The organism is Caproiciproducens galactitolivorans, from assembly GCF_026672255.1.
Classification (GTDB): domain Bacteria; phylum Bacillota; class Clostridia; order Oscillospirales; family Acutalibacteraceae; genus Caproiciproducens; species Caproiciproducens galactitolivorans_A.
This window is the reverse complement of record NZ_JAPOHA010000003.1, coordinates 270,636-289,271: the sequence shown is the minus strand read 5'-3', so window position 1 is coordinate 289,271 and position 18,636 is coordinate 270,636. Positions and strand designations below refer to the sequence as shown.

At 48.4% G+C, this 18,636-nt stretch carries 16 protein-coding genes; 8 read left to right on the top strand and 8 right to left on the bottom strand.

Annotated elements, in window-relative coordinates; all coding sequences use genetic code 11:
• Window positions 1-100: 100 nt before the first annotated feature.
• The 8 genes from OUY18_RS04540 (at window position 101) to OUY18_RS04505 (ending at window position 9,720) form a co-directional block, all read left to right on the top strand.
• A complete protein-coding gene (locus OUY18_RS04540; RefSeq protein ID WP_268057537.1) occupies window positions 101-1,087 on the top strand; it encodes an ROK family protein in 987 nt (328 codons plus the stop codon).
• On the top strand, window positions 1,084-1,728 hold the full coding sequence (locus OUY18_RS04535) for a D-sedoheptulose-7-phosphate isomerase (RefSeq protein WP_268057536.1): 645 nt from the start codon (window positions 1,084-1,086) through the stop codon (window positions 1,726-1,728). Before OUY18_RS04540 ends, OUY18_RS04535 begins: the two co-directional genes overlap by 4 nt.
• 39 nt (window positions 1,729-1,767) lie before the next feature.
• Window positions 1,768-3,381: a response regulator transcription factor gene (locus OUY18_RS04530; protein WP_268057535.1), complete on the top strand. Its 1,614-nt coding sequence runs from the start codon at window positions 1,768-1,770 to the stop codon at window positions 3,379-3,381.
• 8 nt (window positions 3,382-3,389) lie between these two features.
• Entirely contained in the window at window positions 3,390-4,418 is a 1,029-nt protein-coding gene (locus OUY18_RS04525; protein WP_268057534.1) for a sensor histidine kinase, read from the top strand.
• Window positions 4,415-5,881, top strand: a complete 1,467-nt coding sequence (locus OUY18_RS04520; RefSeq protein WP_268057533.1) for an ATP-binding cassette domain-containing protein — start codon at window positions 4,415-4,417, stop codon at window positions 5,879-5,881. Before OUY18_RS04525 ends, OUY18_RS04520 begins: the two co-directional genes overlap by 4 nt.
• 228 nt (window positions 5,882-6,109) lie before the next feature.
• The gene (locus OUY18_RS04515) at window positions 6,110-7,627 is read left to right on the top strand and encodes a sugar ABC transporter ATP-binding protein (protein ID WP_268057532.1); all 1,518 of its coding nucleotides are present in this window, start codon (window positions 6,110-6,112) and stop codon (window positions 7,625-7,627) included.
• Window positions 7,628-7,657: 30 nt separating this feature from the next.
• On the top strand, window positions 7,658-8,701 hold the full coding sequence (locus OUY18_RS04510; protein WP_268057531.1) for an ABC transporter permease: 1,044 nt from the start codon (window positions 7,658-7,660) through the stop codon (window positions 8,699-8,701).
• A 41-nt stretch (window positions 8,702-8,742) separates the two neighbouring features.
• The gene (locus OUY18_RS04505; RefSeq protein ID WP_268057530.1) at window positions 8,743-9,720 is read left to right on the top strand and encodes a substrate-binding domain-containing protein; all 978 of its coding nucleotides are present in this window, start codon (window positions 8,743-8,745) and stop codon (window positions 9,718-9,720) included.
• 221 nt (window positions 9,721-9,941) lie between these two features.
• Here the strand turns inward: OUY18_RS04505 and OUY18_RS04500 are convergent, their stop codons facing one another.
• The 8 genes from OUY18_RS04500 to OUY18_RS04465 all read right to left on the bottom strand — a co-directional run bounded on the left by OUY18_RS04500 (window position 9,942) and on the right by OUY18_RS04465 (window position 18,566).
• Window positions 9,942-10,628 (bottom strand): N-acetylmannosamine-6-phosphate 2-epimerase, encoded by a 687-nt coding sequence (locus OUY18_RS04500; protein ID WP_268057529.1) that lies wholly within the window; start codon window positions 10,626-10,628, stop codon window positions 9,942-9,944.
• A 468-nt stretch (window positions 10,629-11,096) separates the two neighbouring features.
• Entirely contained in the window at window positions 11,097-11,882 is a 786-nt protein-coding gene (locus tag OUY18_RS04495; RefSeq protein WP_268057528.1) for a GntR family transcriptional regulator, read from the bottom strand.
• A 119-nt stretch (window positions 11,883-12,001) separates the two neighbouring features.
• Entirely contained in the window at window positions 12,002-12,931 is a 930-nt protein-coding gene (locus OUY18_RS04490) for an ABC transporter ATP-binding protein (RefSeq protein ID WP_268057527.1), read from the bottom strand.
• Complete coding sequence (locus OUY18_RS04485; RefSeq protein ID WP_268057526.1) at window positions 12,918-14,006, bottom strand: ABC transporter ATP-binding protein; 1,089 nt, start codon at window positions 14,004-14,006, stop codon at window positions 12,918-12,920. Before OUY18_RS04485 ends, OUY18_RS04490 begins: the two co-directional genes overlap by 14 nt.
• Window positions 14,007-14,018: 12 nt before the next feature.
• Complete coding sequence (locus OUY18_RS04480; RefSeq protein WP_268057525.1) at window positions 14,019-15,011, bottom strand: ABC transporter permease; 993 nt, start codon at window positions 15,009-15,011, stop codon at window positions 14,019-14,021.
• Window positions 15,012-15,016: 5 nt separating this feature from the next.
• Window positions 15,017-15,949, bottom strand: coding sequence for an ABC transporter permease (locus OUY18_RS04475; protein ID WP_268057524.1), 933 nt, complete (start codon window positions 15,947-15,949; stop codon window positions 15,017-15,019).
• A 111-nt stretch (window positions 15,950-16,060) separates the two neighbouring features.
• The gene (locus OUY18_RS04470; protein WP_268057523.1) at window positions 16,061-17,728 is read right to left on the bottom strand and encodes a peptide ABC transporter substrate-binding protein; all 1,668 of its coding nucleotides are present in this window, start codon (window positions 17,726-17,728) and stop codon (window positions 16,061-16,063) included.
• Between the two features lie 19 nt (window positions 17,729-17,747).
• Window positions 17,748-18,566: a PfkB family carbohydrate kinase gene (locus OUY18_RS04465; RefSeq protein WP_268057522.1), complete on the bottom strand. Its 819-nt coding sequence runs from the start codon at window positions 18,564-18,566 to the stop codon at window positions 17,748-17,750.
• Window positions 18,567-18,636: the final 70 nt, after the last annotated feature.

Genomic DNA, 18,636 nt, shown 5'->3' with positions numbered 1-18,636 from the left:
TAAGCAGGGTACATTTGATATAATATTCCGGAAAAGATATCGATTTTTAGTAATGATTTCTTTAAGAAACGATTATTGTATAGGGGAAGAAGGTAGAATTGTGCTGGCAATCGGAGTGGATATTGGGGGAACAAAATGCGCGGTGAATTTAGGGGAAGTTTCCGGTGAGGATGCCGCAATATTACAGAAATGCAAGATTCGAAAAACCTCGGACTATATGCCTGCTGAAATGCTGAATGCCTTCGTTGAAGATATCCTTTCCTGTAAAAAAATGCTGAAGGATTCCCAAAAAATTGAAGGAATTGGAATCAGCTGCGGCGGCCCGTTAGACAGCAGCCGGGGGATTATCCTCTCCCCTCCGAACCTTCCGGGATGGGACAACATTCCGATTACGGATTATTTACGGGATAAGACTGGGATACCGGCATGGCTCTGCAACGACGCCAATGCCTGCGCCCTTGCGGAGTGGAAAATGGGTGCCGGCAAAGGGTGTAAAAATGTGGTTTTCCTTACTTTTGGTACAGGGCTTGGCGCGGGGATCATTCTGGATAACCGTCTGTATACCGGCGCCTGCGATATGGCCGGAGAAATCGGGCATATTCGTCTTTCGGATTACGGCCCTGCCGGTTACGGAAAAATGGGCTCGTTTGAAGGCTTTTGCAGCGGCGGCGGTATCGCACAGCTTGCAGCGACCATGATCCGGGAAAAACGGCAGTCCGGAAAGAAAACAACGCTTGGCGGCAGTCCGGATAAACCTGAGCAGATTACGGCCGCACAAGTCGGTTTGGCAGCAAAAAACGGCGACCCCCTTGCTTTGGATATCCTCCGGCAAGTCGGTTGTCAACTGGGAAAAGGGCTGTCCGTTATCATTGATTTCCTGAACCCGGAGTGCATTGTGATCGGAAGCATTTTTGTCCGCAACTATGATGAAATCTGGCCGTACGCGGAACAGGTAATTCAAGAGGAAACGCTTCCCGCCGCCCGAAAAGCTTGCAGGGTTCTGCCAAGCCAGCTGTCGGAATCCCTGGGGGATATCGCCGGATTGATCGTTGCCGGCTATCATTTGCAAACGGAGGATGAAAAATGAAAGAACACACGATACAGTTATGCACGCATTTTTATGAAATACACCCGGATTTGCTCTTCATGAAAGAGCCCGTTTCGGAGGTCTGCGAAGCGCTGCTGAAAATCTTTCAAAACGGAGGAAAGGTGCTGATCTGCGGCAACGGCGGAAGCTGCGCGGACGGCGACCATATTGTGGGGGAATTGATGAAGGGATTCCTTCTGAAACGTCCTTTGGATGCAAATGTCAAAGCACGGTTTACACAGCTCTATAACGGGGAAGGCAATTTTATCGCGGAAAAGCTGCAATGCGGCCTGCCGGCTATCTCACTTAACGCGCACGCCTCGCTGATATCGGCTTTCAGCAACGACGTCGATCCGGACTTGATCTATGCGCAGCAGGTAATGGGTTATGCGCGCAAAGGGGACGCCGTGATCGGAATCAGCACTTCGGGCAATGCGAACAATGTGGCGTATGCGCTTATGACTGCAAAGGTCATGGGCGCAGCTTCCCTTGCTCTGACAGGGCGCGATGGAGGAAAAATCGCGAAAATCGCGGATTACAGCCTGATTGCCCCCGAGCAGGAAACTTACCGGATTCAAGAGGTTCATATCGCCCTTTATCACCTCCTCTGCGCGTATATCGAGTCGGAAATGTTTTCTTAACATTTAAGGAAACTTATGGAATTGAAAGGAGAGGAAGCTATGATTAAGGTTATTATTGCGGACGACGAAGAAAACGTATGCCGGCTGATTCGCGGGCTGATCAACTGGGACCTGCTCGGTATGGAAATCGCCGGAATCGCGCATAACGGCGTAGAAACGCTGGATTTGATAAAAGCTCTTTCACCTGACCTGATTATCACGGATATCCGCATGCCTGGCTACGACGGCTTGGAAATGATACGCCGCGCCACAAATATCAATCCGGAGCTGGATTTCATCATTATCAGCGGTTACGACCATTTTGAATATGCGCAGAACGCCATAAAATACGGTGTAAGCGATTACCTTTTAAAGCCTATTAAAAAGGATGATCTTCTTGCCGCGCTCAATAAGATGCGTGAAAAATATTTAAGGCGTACGGAACAATTGAATCATGAAGAACAGTTACAAAAACAGATGAAAAATGACGTTCGGAAAATCCGGGCGAATTTTATTAAGGAAAGACTGCTGAGTGACAGCAAAACAGCACAGGACCTGTTAATGGAATCCGTCAATCAAAATTACCACTTCTCCTTTTCACCCGGACTTTTTCAGGTATGCGCGGTAAAAATCGACTGCGGCTATGAAGACGATTATAACAACACCATTCCGATTCTGGAAGATAAGATCAAGTGGATTTTGGAAAGCATGCTAAAAGGCCGGTGCTTCGATCTGGAATTTTATTCGGACGACAGCATCACCTATTGCCTGATGAATTATGATACGGACAGCCGCAAAGCCATAAGGAAACAGCTGAAAGAAGTGTTCGACGAACTGATGGTTCAGAAAATTACATACAGGCAGCATGAATTTACAATTGTAACAGGGATTGCCGTGGACGATATCGGGCAATTGCAGGAAGCGTTCCAAACCGCCGGGTATGCGATCGGGCAAAGGCTGATTTTGGGCACCGGCAGGCTGATTGAAGATCAGACGGTGCAGATGCATCCGCAGACAGTCAGCGCGCTGCTGGCTGAACTGAACCGGACGATGGGCACGGTGGTCGAGGTGCTGAAAAAAGAAGCCGTGCTGAACTGTATCGCCGCTCTGCGAAACCAGATCGATTTGGAAAATCTCAGCGGAACAGAGGTTTTTTCCATCGCCAAACAAGCCTGCGAAATGTATTTGACCCATCTTCGGAACAATCAGATTTCGATAAAATACGGTCCGGAATTCTACGAAAAATTCTGCGTCCATGCGAGCCGGTGCGGTTCGATCGACCGGTTGTTCCAATATCTTTCCGTTATGATCGGGGAATCCATGGAAGTAATCATCGAAGATAAAAGGCAGGAGAACACCCGGCCTATCCGCCTTGCAAAAGAATATATTCAGAAAAGCTACATGAATCCGATCACTCTGGAGGAAGTCAGCAGCTACGTCGGATTTAATCCCACGTATTTCAGTACTCTGTTTAAAAAGGAAAGCGGAAACAATTTCGGGAATTACCTTTGCGAAATCCGTATGAACCGCGCTAAGGAACTTTTGAAGGAAACTAACCTGACCATAGCGGTTATCTGCGAACAGGTTGGATACAGCGACCTGAAGAATTTTACAAAAAGCTTCATAAAAACCGTAGGGATTAAACCCAACGAATACCGAAAACTTTATTCGTGAGGCAAAAAATGAGAAGAAAAAAATCGATGTATTTATCCTTTCGGGTCTTTATCCTGTTCGCCGTTTTGTTTGCGCTGTTATTCCTTTTTTTGATTATTATCACGATCGATTCCATTCAATGGAGCAGAAATCCGATTACCGTCCTGCTGGGCTATTTGGCTTTCAGCGCCGTTGTATATGCTTTTTACTGGTGGATCTACCGGCCGTATCAGGAGAACGCCAAATCCCTGAAGCTGTTTTTATCCGGCTACTCCGTCCGGTCCCTTTTCGACCAGGGTGTGCTTCTAAGCCCGGAAATTGAGGAAATTACCAAAAAGGTTGAAAAAATAATCAATACGGATGAGCTTGTCAACGCGTCGAAAAAGCAGGCGCAGTACCTTGCCTTGCAAAACCAGATCAATCCGCATTTTCTTTACAATACGCTCGAGGGCATCCGCGGCGAAACATTGAACGCGGGTTTGGAGAATGTATCCAATATGGCGGAAGCTCTCGCCACCTTTTTCCGCTATACCATATCCAATGTTGAAAATCTGGTACTTCTGGAGGACGAACTGGCGAATGTAAAGAATTATTATATCATTCAGCGTTACCGCTTCGGGGAACGGCTCAATCTCAGCGTAGAATACGACGACCCGGAAAATGAAATGAAAATCATGGCCTGCAAGCTTCCCAAGCTCACCCTTCAGCCGATCGTGGAAAACGCCATATACCATGGCATTGAGCGGAAGATCGGAAAGGGTACTGTGCGGATTCGAATCGAAACAACCGCTTCCAGGCTGATCATCACGATATCCGACAACGGGGTCGGCATGACGGAAGAGCGGCTCCGGGAAATCAACGACAAACTGAACCGGACGACGCTGGAATATATTAAGCCGAACGACGAAACGCACAACGGGATTGCCACCGTGAACGTCAACAACCGGATTAAGCTGCTGTTCGGAGAGGAATACGGAATCTGTATGTACAGCACCTTAAACGTTGGAACGGATGTTGAAATTACGCTCCCTCTGTTAGAAGGGGACCGGATAAAATGAAAAATGAAATACTCCGGCTGGAACAGGTTACGATTATGGAGGATGAAACCGCGCTGCTGGATAACTTTAACCTCCATATTTTCAAGGGCGAAATCATGGGGCTTGTCTGCATTAACGCCAACGGCAGGGAATCTCTTATCAATCTGATCAGTCAAAACCTTCCTATCCATTACGGCCGCGTTTATTTTGACGAGGTTCTGGTCAACAGTTACCAGCACAGTCCGCTTACCTTGAACAAGATCGCCGTCATTGAACAAAAAAGCCGTCTGGTTGAGGATTTGAGCGTTGCGGACAATGTGTTCGTACTGCGCAGGGGTTTTAAAAAATATATTATTAACCACAACGTACTGAATGACCAGCTGAACCGGTTTTTAAAAGAAATCGAGCCTGACATCGACGGAAACGACCTTGTAGCCAATTTAAGCCCTTACGAAAAATGCGTCGTGGAACTTTTACGCGCCGTCATCATGGGGGCCAAGCTAATCGTAATCATGGATATCAGCAACCGTGTCAGTGCGGCCGATTTAATAAAGCTGCATAATTTTTTAAGGTATTACAGTAAAAAGGGAATCTCCTTTTTATATATCTGTAACCATCATGAGGAAGCATTTAAGATATGCAACCGCATGTCCCTGATGAAGGACGGAAAAATTCTAAAGGTGTTCAATCAGGATGAATTCCTCAATGATAACATGGTACCGTTTTACATCGGGGAATTCAGCGATTTTAAGAGAAACGCCGAAATGCGGTACCATACGGTAAATATTCTTTCTTTTAAGGACGTCTGCACTGAAAAATTAAATCATTTGTCCTTTTCAGTGGCAAAAGGTGAGTGCGCGGTATTATTTGATACCGACAACACGGCGCTGTCGGATATTATGCAGCTTATGAACGGAACACGAAAACCGGACAGCGGAAATATATTCTGGGAAGATGCAGTCTACAGCCCGCAAAAGGCATCGGATCCGTTAAAAAGCGGTATGGCTTTTGTCGGGGAAGACCCCATCCATACCATGCTTTTTGAGGAAATGAGCTACATCGACAACCTGTGCTTTCTGCTTGACCAAAAACCAAACGGAATCCGGCTGAGCAAACGGATTATCAAAAGCATTATCCGCGAATATGAACCTGTAATTGGCGGGGATCTTTATGAGCAGAATATTATGAACCTGAATAAGCAGTCGCTTTATGACCTGATCTATTACAGATTGCAGCTTTTTCATCCCAAAATCGTATTTTTTGTCCAGCCCTTTGCCGGTGCGGATATGTATTTGAGGAAGCATTTAATCGAACTCTTAAGCCAAATCAAAAAAAATGGGACCACGGTTGTTATTCTTTCCGTGAATATTGCAGATTCCCTTGTTGTTGCGGACAAACTGATCTTATTAAAGAAGGGCCGCCTCAGCGGCGAGTATTACCGGCCGGAATTCAAAAAATTCAGCTCCGAGGGAATTGTTCTTTAAGGAACCGCTTGACCGTCCGGATGCACCGTCAGAAGAATGTATGCCGGATTTCAGCGGTTCCTTACTCTATTTCAGACAAAATCATTCAACAAATTTTTCAGTATATAGCGAATCAATATAAAAAAACAGAATTTTACCCCCCTAAATCGAAATCCACCCCCCTTAAAGGAATCGAAAATCAATGCTATACTTTAAACAGAAAAGAACGATAAGGACAGGTGAGTTTGAATGGGGGATTACATAGCCGAGCTGACCCATATCAGCAAAAGCTTCCCTGGCGTAAAAGCGCTGGATGACGTTTCTTTCAACGTTAAAGCAGGAGAAGTCATGGCTTTGCTGGGTGAAAACGGCGCGGGAAAATCGACCCTGGTAAAAGTCTTAAGCGGCGTTTACACAAAGGACGAAGGAGAAATAAAGCTATTCGGTAATCCTGTGGAGGATTTAACGCCGAAAAAAGCACAGGAACTGGGCGTGGCCATTATCCATCAGGAATTAAATATGTGCGCGCATCTTTCTGTCGCCGAAAATATTTTTCTGGGACGGGAGGAAACCCATTCCGGTGTTCTCTCCAACCGGGAAATGAATCAGAAAGCAAAGGTGATCTTAAACCGGCTGAACATGGAGATCGATCCGGCCACAATCGTAGGCGACCTTGCCATTTCCAAGCAGCAAATGGTTGAAATTGCGAAAGCGCTATCCACAAACGCAAAAATACTGATTATGGACGAACCGACTTCCGCACTAACCTCCAATGAAATTGAGGATTTATTCAAAATCATAAAAAAATTGAAAGCGGAAGGATGCGCGATTATATACATATCCCACCGTCTTGAAGAGTTACAATATATCGTTGACCGCGTCACGATTATGCGCGACGGAAAATTCATTACATCCATGAATTTTTCGGATACCGACATGGCGGAAATCATCTCCAACATGGTCGGCCACGAAATCAAGGAAAAATTCCCGCGCGTTCCGTGCAGCCGCGGTAAAAAGATTTTTGAAGTAAAGAATCTGAACGCCGGAAAAATGGTACGCGACGTTAATTTTAGCCTGTACGAAGGAGAAATCGTGGGAATTGCCGGCTTGATGGGCGCCGGGCGTACCGAAACAACAAGGGCCATTTTCGGAGTGGATCCGAAGGAATCGGGAGAAATCTTTCTGGACGGTAAACAAATTGATATCAAAAAGCCGATGGACGCCATTCGCGCGGGGATTGTACTCGCCCCGGAGGACCGCAAAAAAGACGGACTGTGCGTCAAGCTCAGCGTGACGGAGAACATCTCCCTCCCCAATCTGGATTTACTGAGCAATGGGATTGGCGTGATAGACCGGAAAAAAGAAAAAGCAATGACCGAAAAAGCGGTAAACGATTTGCAGATTAAGCTGCCGAATGCGGATGTTGACGCAGCAACGCTTTCCGGAGGGAATCAGCAGAAGTTGGTTGTTGCAAAATGGCTGGCACGCAATTCACGCGTGGTTATTTTTGACGAGCCGACCAGAGGAATCGACGTAGCCGCGAAAGTCGAAATCTACAACCTGATGAACGAATTAAAAATGCAGGGAATCGGCGTACTCTTTGTATCTTCTGAAATGCCGGAAATCATGGGAATCAGCGACCGGATTCTGGTTATGTGCGACGGAAAGATCACCGGCGAACTTGAAATTGAGGAAGCAACGCAGGATATCATCCTGCAATACGCAACAAAGTTTGATTCAAAATTCGCGCAAAAAGAAGCGGTATAGTAACTTAATAATGTCGGGAGAGCGTTTGAAATGGAAAACAGAGAAAAACAAAATGTTTGGAAGAAGGTCATGGCCATCCGCGGCATGGGCCAGGTCATTACCGTGACAATCGGGCTCATTGCCCTGTGGATTGTTTTTGGACTTTTAAGCCCGTCTTTTTATTCGGCAAGAAATGTCGGCAACCTGCTCCGCCAGGTTGCGCCGATCCTGATTATCGGCATCGGCCAGTCCTATGTTCTCATTACCGGAAATATCGACTTGTCCATTGGTTCCGTCGTCGGCATGAGCTGTATGATTTCCGCCACCTTGATGACAAAAGGCATGAATCCCTGGGCCGCCATGCTGCTTACGATCCTCATCTGCATCGGTGTGGGCGTGCTGAACGGCCTGTTGGTTGCACAGTGCAAACTTCCGCCTTTTATCGCAACGCTGGGCACGATGACGGTTGCCAGAGGGGTCGCCCAGATTGTAAATAACAATTACAATACGGACGCAATCGGGGAAGCCGCGCAGGGCTACCGGAACCTGTTTTACTATGGCAGCACGTTCGGTGTTTACAATACGATCTGGATTGCGGTTATCCTGTTCCTCGTATTTGATTTTCTTCTCAGCAAAACACGTACAGGACGTCATATTTATGCGGTGGGCAGCAACATCGAAGCGTCCAAATTATCGGGAATCGATACCGATTTGATTACCATCAAGGTATATGTCGTAAGCGGGTTCTGCGCCGGTATCGTCGGCCTTATCACGAGCGCGACCGCCGGTATGGGCACCATGGACGCCGGGAACATGTATGAAATGTATGCCGTTGCGGCTTCCGTTATCGGCGGCGTTTCCACCCTCGGCGGCCAAGGCATCCTGATCGGCACCGTTGTCGGCGCAGCAATTTGGGGCACCCTTCAAAACGGGCTTCAGTTTGCAGGCGCTCCGGTTGCAATGCGGAATATTGTAATCGGTATTATTGTAATCATCTCCGTATTGCTGGACGTCATTATCCGAACCGGGAAACCGAGAAAGTCAAAAAAATCGAATCATTCCAACTCCGTATCCGGTACATCACAGGGAAGTTAAAGCGGAAAGCTTTAATTTATAAAATTCGGGAGGTTTATGTAATGAAAAAAAGAATCTTCGCTATTCTACTATGCGCTGCCATGGCAGCAATGTCAGTGGCTGGCTGCAGTCAGCCGACAAACGCCCCCGCATCTGCTCCTGACGCAAAGGCGGAATCCGCAGCAGCCCCGGCTTCCGACAAAAAGGTGAAAGTTATTCTGATCACAATGGACAGTTTGGATCAGCACTGGGTATCCGTTGACAAAGGCGCTAAGAAAGCGGTTGAAGAACTTGGAAACGTAGATTATAAATGGATGGCTCCGGATAAGAAGGACGATGCGCAGCAGATCGAGCGTGTAAATAACGCAATTGCCGACCAGGCAGACGCAATCATGATCGCTGCGAACGGCCCGGACGCGATTTCAAAGACGCTGGAAGACGCAAAGTCGAAGGGAATCAAGATCATTTACGTTGACTCCCCCGCAAAGACGGAAGGCGTAGCGACATTTGCTACCGATAACGAACAGGCCGGTAAAATTGCAGGCCAGCAAATGCTTGATGCTCTGACAGCGGCAGGCAAAAAGGACGGCAAGATCGGTATTGTCAATGTCAATTCCGCTACCGCGTCCACTGTTGCCCGTGAAAAAGGCTTCCGTTCCGCATTTGAAGGCAAGGGTTATACCCTGCTCCAGACCCAGTACGGGGAAGGCGACGCGACAAAATCACAGGATATCGCAGATAACTACATAACCGAAGGCGTTGTCGGAATCTTCGGATGCAATGAAGGCAGCACCGTTGGCGCCGGCAATGCCATTAAAGGTTCCGGCAAAAAGGATATCGTCGGTATCGGTTTTGATAAGTCCGACTCCATTTTCTCTTTAATTAAAGATGGCTCTCTCCTTTGCACAATGGCTCAGAATCCGGATGTCATGGGCTATGAAGGCATGAAAGCAGCGGTTAAGGCAGTTAAGGGCGAAAGCATTGACAAAACGCAGGTTGATACCGGTGTTTCGATTCTGAAAAAAGATAATATAAAATAACAAGTCAGAAATTTCAGTTAGCGAAAGCGAGGTCACTGTTTCGAACAGTGACCTCGCTTTCCTGTGCAAACACCAGATTGGCATAGGTTTATCAAAAAGCAGCCCGGTAGATCGGAAGCAGTTTTGTCAGGGCGGTTTGGAATATCCGCCGCTTCTTCATACAACGGACAAACGTATCATACCCGCCTGCCTTGAGGCGCAGCGGACGGCAGAACAAAGCTTTAAGATAAGGCATTCACAAAACGCCGTGTAATCTCTCTCGGCCTTGTAATCGCGGTTCCGACGACGGCGGTCCACACACCGGCTGCAAACGCTTTGTGAAGCTGCTCCGGCGACCAGATTCCGCCCTCTGCAACAACCGGAATGTTCAGTGTATCCACATATCTTTTCATTAAATCATAATTCGGCAAGACCGTTCCTTTTGTATATTCGGTATACCCGGACATTGTGGTTCCAACCAAATCAAACCCCAGTTCCTGGGCGTGCAGTCCCTCCTCATAACAGGAAGTATCCGCCATAAACAACTGGTCCGGATATTTGCTTCGCGCCTGCCGGAACAGTTCGTCCAGCGTCTGGCCCTTGGGGCGGATGCGTTTTGTGGCATCGATTGCAATAATGTCACATCCGGCCTGAATCAGCCCGTCAATTTCCTTCATGGTCGGCGTGATGTAGATTTCGCTGTCCGGATAATCCACTTTGTGCAGACCGATTACCGGAAGGCCGACCGTCTTCTTGATTTCCCGGATATCCTCCGGGGTGTTGGCGCGAATTGCCACCGCACCGCCCTCATACGCGGCAAAGGCCATTCTGCCCATGATATACGAGCTGTGAAGCGGTTCGCCCTCCAGTGCCTGACAGGATACAACCAGCCCGCCCTTTATTCGCTGTAAAATTTCATCGTTTCGCATTCTGTTTACTCCTATATGTTGGTTTATAGCGTAAATGCAAGCTGATCCAGCTTTACGCCAAAGTGAATGTAAAATACGCCGTCCCAGTTGAAAAAAGATTATTTGAGGAAAATAGTAGTTGCAGGCCTTTCATCCAGCGGTACATAAATTACCTTTACGATATTAGCCATATAAGCCCTTCTTTCTCTACAGAATCTTTTTATAAATAAACAGCCTTTTCGTACATTTTTTATTTAGTATAGCATAATCGAAGCCCATTTCAATTGGATGGGAAAAGTTTTCTATTCTGCCGGCAAAATTGATTGAGGAAAAATTAAGAATAAGATAAATTGAGGGACCGTAGCAGAACGCGGAAATACCGCGATACGGTCTCTTGCTTTTTAAGTGGCGTTTTCCTCCCAACTCCCCTGTTAAGCAGAGCAAAAAAGGAATCCGGTTTAAATCGGATTCCTTTTGAAAATTGAGTATTCATTTCCGAACCAAATCTGAATTCGCCGGTTCGTTCGGCTGGCAGGTCATCGTCAAAACGTCGCTGTCCGCCTTTAACCGGTAAGTAACGCGGTCGCCGCGGACAATGGATTTGGAATAGTGGATGGGCACGCCATGCGTATCCATCATCTGCTTGCGCAGAATAAACAGCGGATTTCCGACAGTGCAGCAAAGCAGGTGTGCTTCCTCGATTTTTGCAGTGGAAACGTCCAGCATAACTTCCGAATTTCCAAAATCCACATGATAATGCTCGGACAGCAGATTATATAAGGAAACGTTGCTTTCGAAAAGACTCATCAGGTCGGGAAAACGTTCCGGGGAAACAATAAGCTCGTCAATTGCCAGCGGGAATTCATCCTCGAATATGAGGCGCTTAATATAAATGATCCTGTCGCCCTCGCTGACGTCCAGCATCGCCGCTTCATGTGCATCGGCAAACCGGTAAACCTTGTCTAAAATCTTCTGCTGCGAATGACGGCCTTCCTTTTCAAGGTAACTGGAAAAGCCGCCGTGGCTGCTGGCTAAAACGACATGTTTCGGCACCGCAACAAAAGTTCCTTTTCCGCGATGCTTTTCCAGAAGGCCCATATCCACAAGGCTTTGAATGGCACGCCTCACCGTAATACGGCTGACGCCATATTGGCTGCAAAGCTCTTCTTCGCTGGGCATCTGATCCCCTACTGCGTACTTTTTAAAGCGTATGTTCTGCTTAATGTCATCTTCCAACTGTAGATACAGCGGTTTCGGCTGGTTCGTCTGCAGCAATTACGTTCACCCAATCTTTTACTATTATTTATAGAATATATATTACAGCAAAAATACAGAAAACACAAACGAAAATTCCTTTCAAAATAGATTTTCGGGAACCGGGCACCGCAGGGCTTTCATTGTGTCCATTCGGCAAATTCCGTATCGGTTGCCAGCACACGGTGGGTCTCCGTCAGGCTGTGTGCAGTACCTTCCGTGTAGCGGATATGAAAAGCCTTTGGGTCGTATTCCATAGGACGGCGCCCCCGCTCAACATGCGGATTCATGCGCGGAATAGCGGAAAGAAGGGACTTCGTGTAAGGATGGACAGGGTTTTCGAATATTTCTTCGGTACAGCCGGTTTCAACCAGATGGCCGAGATGCATTACCCCGATATGGTCGGAAATATAGCGTACCATCGAAAGGTCATGCGCGATAAAAAGATAGGCTGTGCCGGTCTCCTGCTGGACATCCTTCATCAGGTTGACCACCTGCGCCTGAATGGAAACGTCCAGTGCGCTGATGGCTTCGTCGGCAATAATGAGCTTCGGGTTCATGATCAGGGCGCGGGCCAGCCCGACACGCTGCCGCTGCCCGCCGGAAAACTGCGTGGGGTAACGGTTCGCCTGCGATTTGGAAAGGCCTACCTTTTCCATGATTGTATAAACCCGCTCATTCCTTTCTTTGGTCTCCATGTGCGGAAACCGGGCATCCAAACCCATCGCAATGGTGTCTATAATCTTTTTATAGGGGTTCAGCGAAGCCATCGGATCCTGAAAAACCATCTGCATGTTGGTACGCAGCATGGCGGACTGCTGTTTGGACAGATTACCGCTGATGTCCTCCCCGTTGAAAACAATCCTGCCGGCCGTAGGTTCATACAGGCGTATAATCGCCTGACCGGTGGTGGACTTGCCGCTGCCGGACTCCCCTACCAAACCGTAGGTCTCGCCCGGAAAAATATCAAAGGAGATATCATCTACCGCTTTTACCGTGAAAGTCTTGCTGACGCGAAAATATTGTTTCAGTCCGCGCACCATCAGGAGCGGCTCCTTAGTTTCCGCCATTTGACGCATCCTCCCTTTTCATGATTTCGATGCGCCTGCGCAGCTGATCCGGCATTTCCACCTTGGGAGAGCGGGGATCCAGCAGCCACGTAGCCGCCTGATGATGACTGTTGATCTTAAACATCGGCGGTTCCTCCTCAAAGTCGATCTCGAGCGCGTAAGGATTACGCGGAGCAAACGCATCGCCTTTGATCTCATTGAGCAGATTGGGCGGGTTTCCCTGAATGGTGTAGAGCCGATCCTCCTTATTGCCGGAAAGATCCGGCATACTTGAAAGAAGTCCCCATGTATAAGGGTGGCGCGGATCGAAGAAAACGTCTTCGGTTCTTCCTGTTTCAATAATTTTTCCGGCATACATTACATTGACATAATCCGCCACCTTCGCTACGACGCCCAGATTATGGGTAATGAAAATAACAGAAATATTGAATTTCTTCTGCAAATCCATAATCAGCTGCAAAATGCGCGCCTGAATGGTGACATCCAGCGCAGTTGTAGGCTCATCGCAGATCAGGAGGTCCGGGTCGCAGGAGAGAGCAATGGCAATGACAACGCGCTGGCGCATACCGCCGGACAGTTGATGCGGATAGTTTTTCAGCCTTTTTTCGGGGTCGCTGATTCCAACCATTTGCAAAAGCTCCACAGCGCGCCCGGCAGCTTCTTTGCGGCTAAGGTGCAGATGCAGCATCATCCCTTCCATCAGCTGTTTGCCAATGGTCATCGTGGGGTCCAGCGAGGTCATAGGGTCCTGAAAGACCATGGCGATGTGTTTCCCCTTTAGCTGATTCTGCATGAAATGAGGAGAAATTGTAAGCAAATCCACCGTTTTTTCTCCGCTGCCGCTATCATAGGTAAAGGCAATGGAGCCTCCTTCAATCACCTCGTTCGGAGTGTGAATCCCCATAACCTCTTTTACAGTTACCGACTTTCCGCTTCCGGATTCGCCCACAATGGCAACCGTTTCCCCTTTGTAAACATCCATATTCAGCCCACGCACCGCTCTGACGAGACCGTTGGCCGTATGGAAAGATACCGAAAGATCCCTTATTTTAAGGATCTGTTTTCTTTCTGACATAAACGCGCCCCCTTATGTCTGTTTCATTTGTGGGTCTATCGCATCGCGCAGGCCGTCTGAGAACAGATTGAATCCCAGCATCAGCAATGCCAGCACGACGACCGGCGCCATTACCATATACGGATAAGTCATGGCTGATTTATAACCGTCATTGATCATTGAGCCCAGTGAAGCGATGGGCGCCGGAACACCAAGCCCCACGAAAGCGAGAAACGCTTCAAGGAAAATGGCGTTAGGAATGGAGAACATGAAGGTTATAATGATTTGTCCAAGGGTATTCGGCAGGATTTCCTTAAAAATGATTCCCCTGTTGCTCACTCCCAGTGTGCGGGCGGCCAGCACAAATTCCTGATTTTTATATTTCAGCACCTGTGCCCGTACAATCCGGCTCATATTGATCCATCCGGTGATCATCAGCGCAATGATGATGTTTGTAAGACCCGGTTTCATGACTACCAGCATCAGCGTAACAATAACCAACTGCGGCAAACTGCTGAGGACTTCCGTAATGCGCTGCATAATGATATCCGTTTTTCCGCCGAAATAGCCGGAAACAAGGCCGTAGATCACGCCGATGAACACATCAATTAAAACCGCCGCACCCGCGATGAGCAAAGAAATCCGGGTGCCGCACCAAACACGGGTCCAGATATCGCGGCCAAGGTTGTCCGTTCCGAAAAAGTGATACTGGTTCAGCGCGCTCTTCTGGGCGTATACATTAACGCCGTCCCGGCAGCCATTGAAAACGCCAAGCTGTTCCAGCCCGGGAATGCGCGGCGGCAGGTTGCTGAACTGGGACTGCACGTCTTTATAAGAATAGGGGCTGAGAATGGGTGCAATAATCGCCAGCAGGATAATGATGACGATGACGAACACGCTGATTACCGCCCCTTTATTCGCGACAAAATGATACAGTGCTTCTTTTGCATAGGAATTGTTGGCGTATTCCTTCTCCGCCTCTTCCGTATGTTCTTTGGTACAAAGGCAAAATTTGCTGTCGTCCATCTTCATTACTCCTTTGCCAACCGAATTCGGGGATCGATGATTCCGTATAAAATATCCACCAGCAGCATCGCGGCGATGAACATAACACTGTAAATAAAGCTGATGGCCAGTACGACGTTGTAATCATTGGACTGTATTGCCGTGATATACAGGCTGCCCAGTCCGGGAACGCTGAACGCCTTTTCCACCACCAGGCTTCCGGTCATCAGGTTTACCAGCAGCGGAACCAGTACGGTAATGACGCTGATCATTGTATTGCGCAGCACATGGCTTACGATCAGTTTCGTCCTCGGCAGGCCCTTTGATTCCGCCAGCATCATGTAATCCGACGCCATCACACTGATCATCTCGGTGCGGGTATAGCGTGCCACGCTGGCGATCGTAAACATGGACAATGCGATCGTCGGCAAAACGGTGGATACCAGCGGCATGGCCGAGTTGTACAGAAGAGGAAACAGCCGGTATTTGAATCCGAGAAAATAAGAGAGCAGCAGTGCAAATACAAAGGAAGGCAGGCTGACGCCCAGAACCGAAATGACGGTCGTAAGGCTGTCCCATACCGTTCTGCGGTGGAGAGCCGCCACAATTCCCAACATAAGGCCTATCAGCGTACCCAGAATGCCTGCCTGCAAGCCGATGGCGAGCGTGACGCCCAGACGGCTGAAAACCATATCGCTGATGGGCATATTTACCTGGATGTTATAGGAAACGCCGAAGTCGCCGTGAAGCATATTCCATAAATAAATGAAAAAGCGCTGCAGCACCGGTTTATCCAGCCCATAGAATTCCTTCATCTGCTGGATTTGCTCCGGGCTGAGTTTTTCCTGATTATTGAAGGGCGACCCGGGCATCAGATTCAGCAGCATAAACAAAAGAAACAAGATAACAAATACCGTAATCACCGAAATAGCCGCCCGTTTCAGAACATATTTCTTCATTGTGTAACTCCTTTTTGCAGCAGGTCTGCAAATACAAAGAAGGGTACCGGATTAAGGCACCCTCCTGTTTGGAAATGCACCTGCTTTTACAGCGTCAACACGAAAAGCGGATTACTTGATTTTTACAAACTTGTAGAAGCATTTTACACCCGTCAGATGATTGCTCAGGCCGCTGACGGTCTTGCGGGTCAGCTGTGCGAAACCGGTCTGGAAAATCGGGACACAAACCGCTTGTTCGGTGCAGATATTATTACACTGAATCAGATCCTGCCAGCGCGCGGCCTCATTGCCGGCATCGGCAGAATTTGCTTTGTCATACAGCGTATCGAACTCTTTGTTGTTCCATTGGCTGTAGTTCGAGGGATGGTTGGACTTATACATTGCCAGAATCGCGGTGGGGTCGGAGTAGTCGGGGCCCCATGCATGCAGACAAATCTGGTAATTGTGGTCGGCCTCTTTCTGAAGACGGTTCTTTTTCGGAGTAGCCTCAATATTTACAGTCAAGCCGTCCAGCGTACTTTCCAGCGCGGACTTAATAAAGGTACAGGTATTGGCCGCAAAATCCTTCTCCTGATCGTAAACAATGGTAACTTCGCGCAGCTTCGTTTCCGCCTTAGCCTTTGCCCACGATTCTTTTGCCTTTTGGGGATTATACTCGAAATACTGGCCGCTGGCCTCTGTAAAATCTTTGCCGCCGGAATTTGAACACAGACCCTTCATCGTCATGTTATAAGCAGGTACGGAACCATTGTTCAGCACATTGCTGCATAAAGATTTTCGGTCAATCGCATAGGCGATGGCCTGGCGGAAATCTTTGTTGTCAAGCCCTGCAATTTTGGTATTAAATAATAAGTAATAATTGTATGGGCCCAACACACTGGAAAATTCAGGATCCGAAGAGTTTTGGCTGACAAGATCCCCCGTCAGCTCAACATTATCCACCGTGTTGTTCTTATAGGACATAACCGCCTGCTGAGTATCCGAAATCACCTGAATGATAACCGTACCGACGTCTACCTTGTCAGCATCCCAATACTTTGGATTTTTGGTCAGTGTGATTGTGTTGCCGCCCACTTCATAGTTTGAAATATAGTAAGGTCCATTGTAAAGGATATTATCCTTTGTAACGCCGAATTTATCTCCCTGCGATTCGAGAAACGCCTGGTTAACCGGTACCCACGGAGTGAAAGCCAGCAGATTCAGCAGGAAGGGTACAGGATGCTCCAGTTCCAGCTGGATGGTCTTATTGTCCGGCGCTTTAACGCCCAGTTTATCGACCGGGAGCTTTTTGCTGATGACTTCAGCCTGATTCTTGATGGCAGCCATCTCAATCTGATACTGGAATGCAGACAGATCTCCGGTTGCGGTAGCGTTGCGCTGCCATGCGTAAACAAAGTCCTGCGCCGTGACCGGTTCCCCGTTGTTCCAGGTAATGCCGTCGCGGAGGTGGAAGGTATAGGTGAGCTGATCCTTGCTTACTTCGTAGTTTTTGCACAGACCGGGCTGAATGTTTCCGTCCGCGTCTACAACGAAAAGGCCTTCATCAATATTGGATATGATGTCCATGGAAACTGAGTCGCCCGCAATCAGCGGGTCAAGTGACATAACAGCGGTTGGGACGGCCAGATTCAAAGTTTTTGCTCCGCCGGCCGATGAAGTCTGCGTGTTTCCCGACGCGGAACCGGAACTGCCCGACGGGGACGGTGTGCCGCATCCGGACAGGCTGGAAAACGCCATAATTCCCGCAATTAAAATCGAAAGTACTTTTTTCGTTCCCATTTACTTTTCTTCCCTTCTCTTAAACATTTTTATGAGGGTATCCAAAACCTCCGTTTACTGTACAGGCATATGCCGCCCGATCCGCGGCAAAATCCAGCGAAGTCTCCATGTCGCCGTTGTCGGTATAACGGGTAAGAAATGCTGCAATAAATGCATCACCGGCGCCCATTGTGTCCGTGGCTTTGACTTTTTGGGCTTCATGACGGTAGGATTTCTTCCCGTCCGAAAAGACGGATCCCTGCTCCCCGCGGGTTACGCCCACTATGCGGGGCCCCAGCGCCAAAACTTTTTCAATTAAACCGGATACTTCTTCGTCCCGCAAACCGGAGCCTGAAAAGAAGGCGTAGGTCAAAAACGGACATACCGCCCGCAGATAGGCATCGTCGTTCCGCGTGGAAAAATCGAATGAGACCGGTATTTCCGCACTGAGCGCCGGCAGCTGGGTTTCAATATGGGCTTCGTTGGTGGTGTGGCAAACATCGTAGCTGCGGATGATTTCATAGTCCTCGCTTACCAGTGACAGCGCAAAAAGATGCTGACAGGAGTCCCTTGGGCCGCGCACAAAAATGCGTTCGCCGCCCGGCCCGATCCGCACCCCCGGCTGGGCTGTGGGCGCATATACCTTGCGGCAGCGCAGGGTGGTAACCCCTTCCCGCTCAAGGCAGGCACGTATGTACTCTGCACGGTCGTCATCACCGAAGATTCCAAGATAATTCACCTTTTCCGCACCATCGCGTTTGGCGTTTACCGCTACATTCACAGCTTGTCCGCCCGGATAGTAAAGTCCGTCGCTGAGGTAGCAGTCCGTCACATTATCGCCGATGGTAATCAGTTTCATTCGTTTTTTCACTCCTTTTTGATATGTTAAGCATGGACCCCGTTCTGCCGACTTATAAAATGCAATTCGG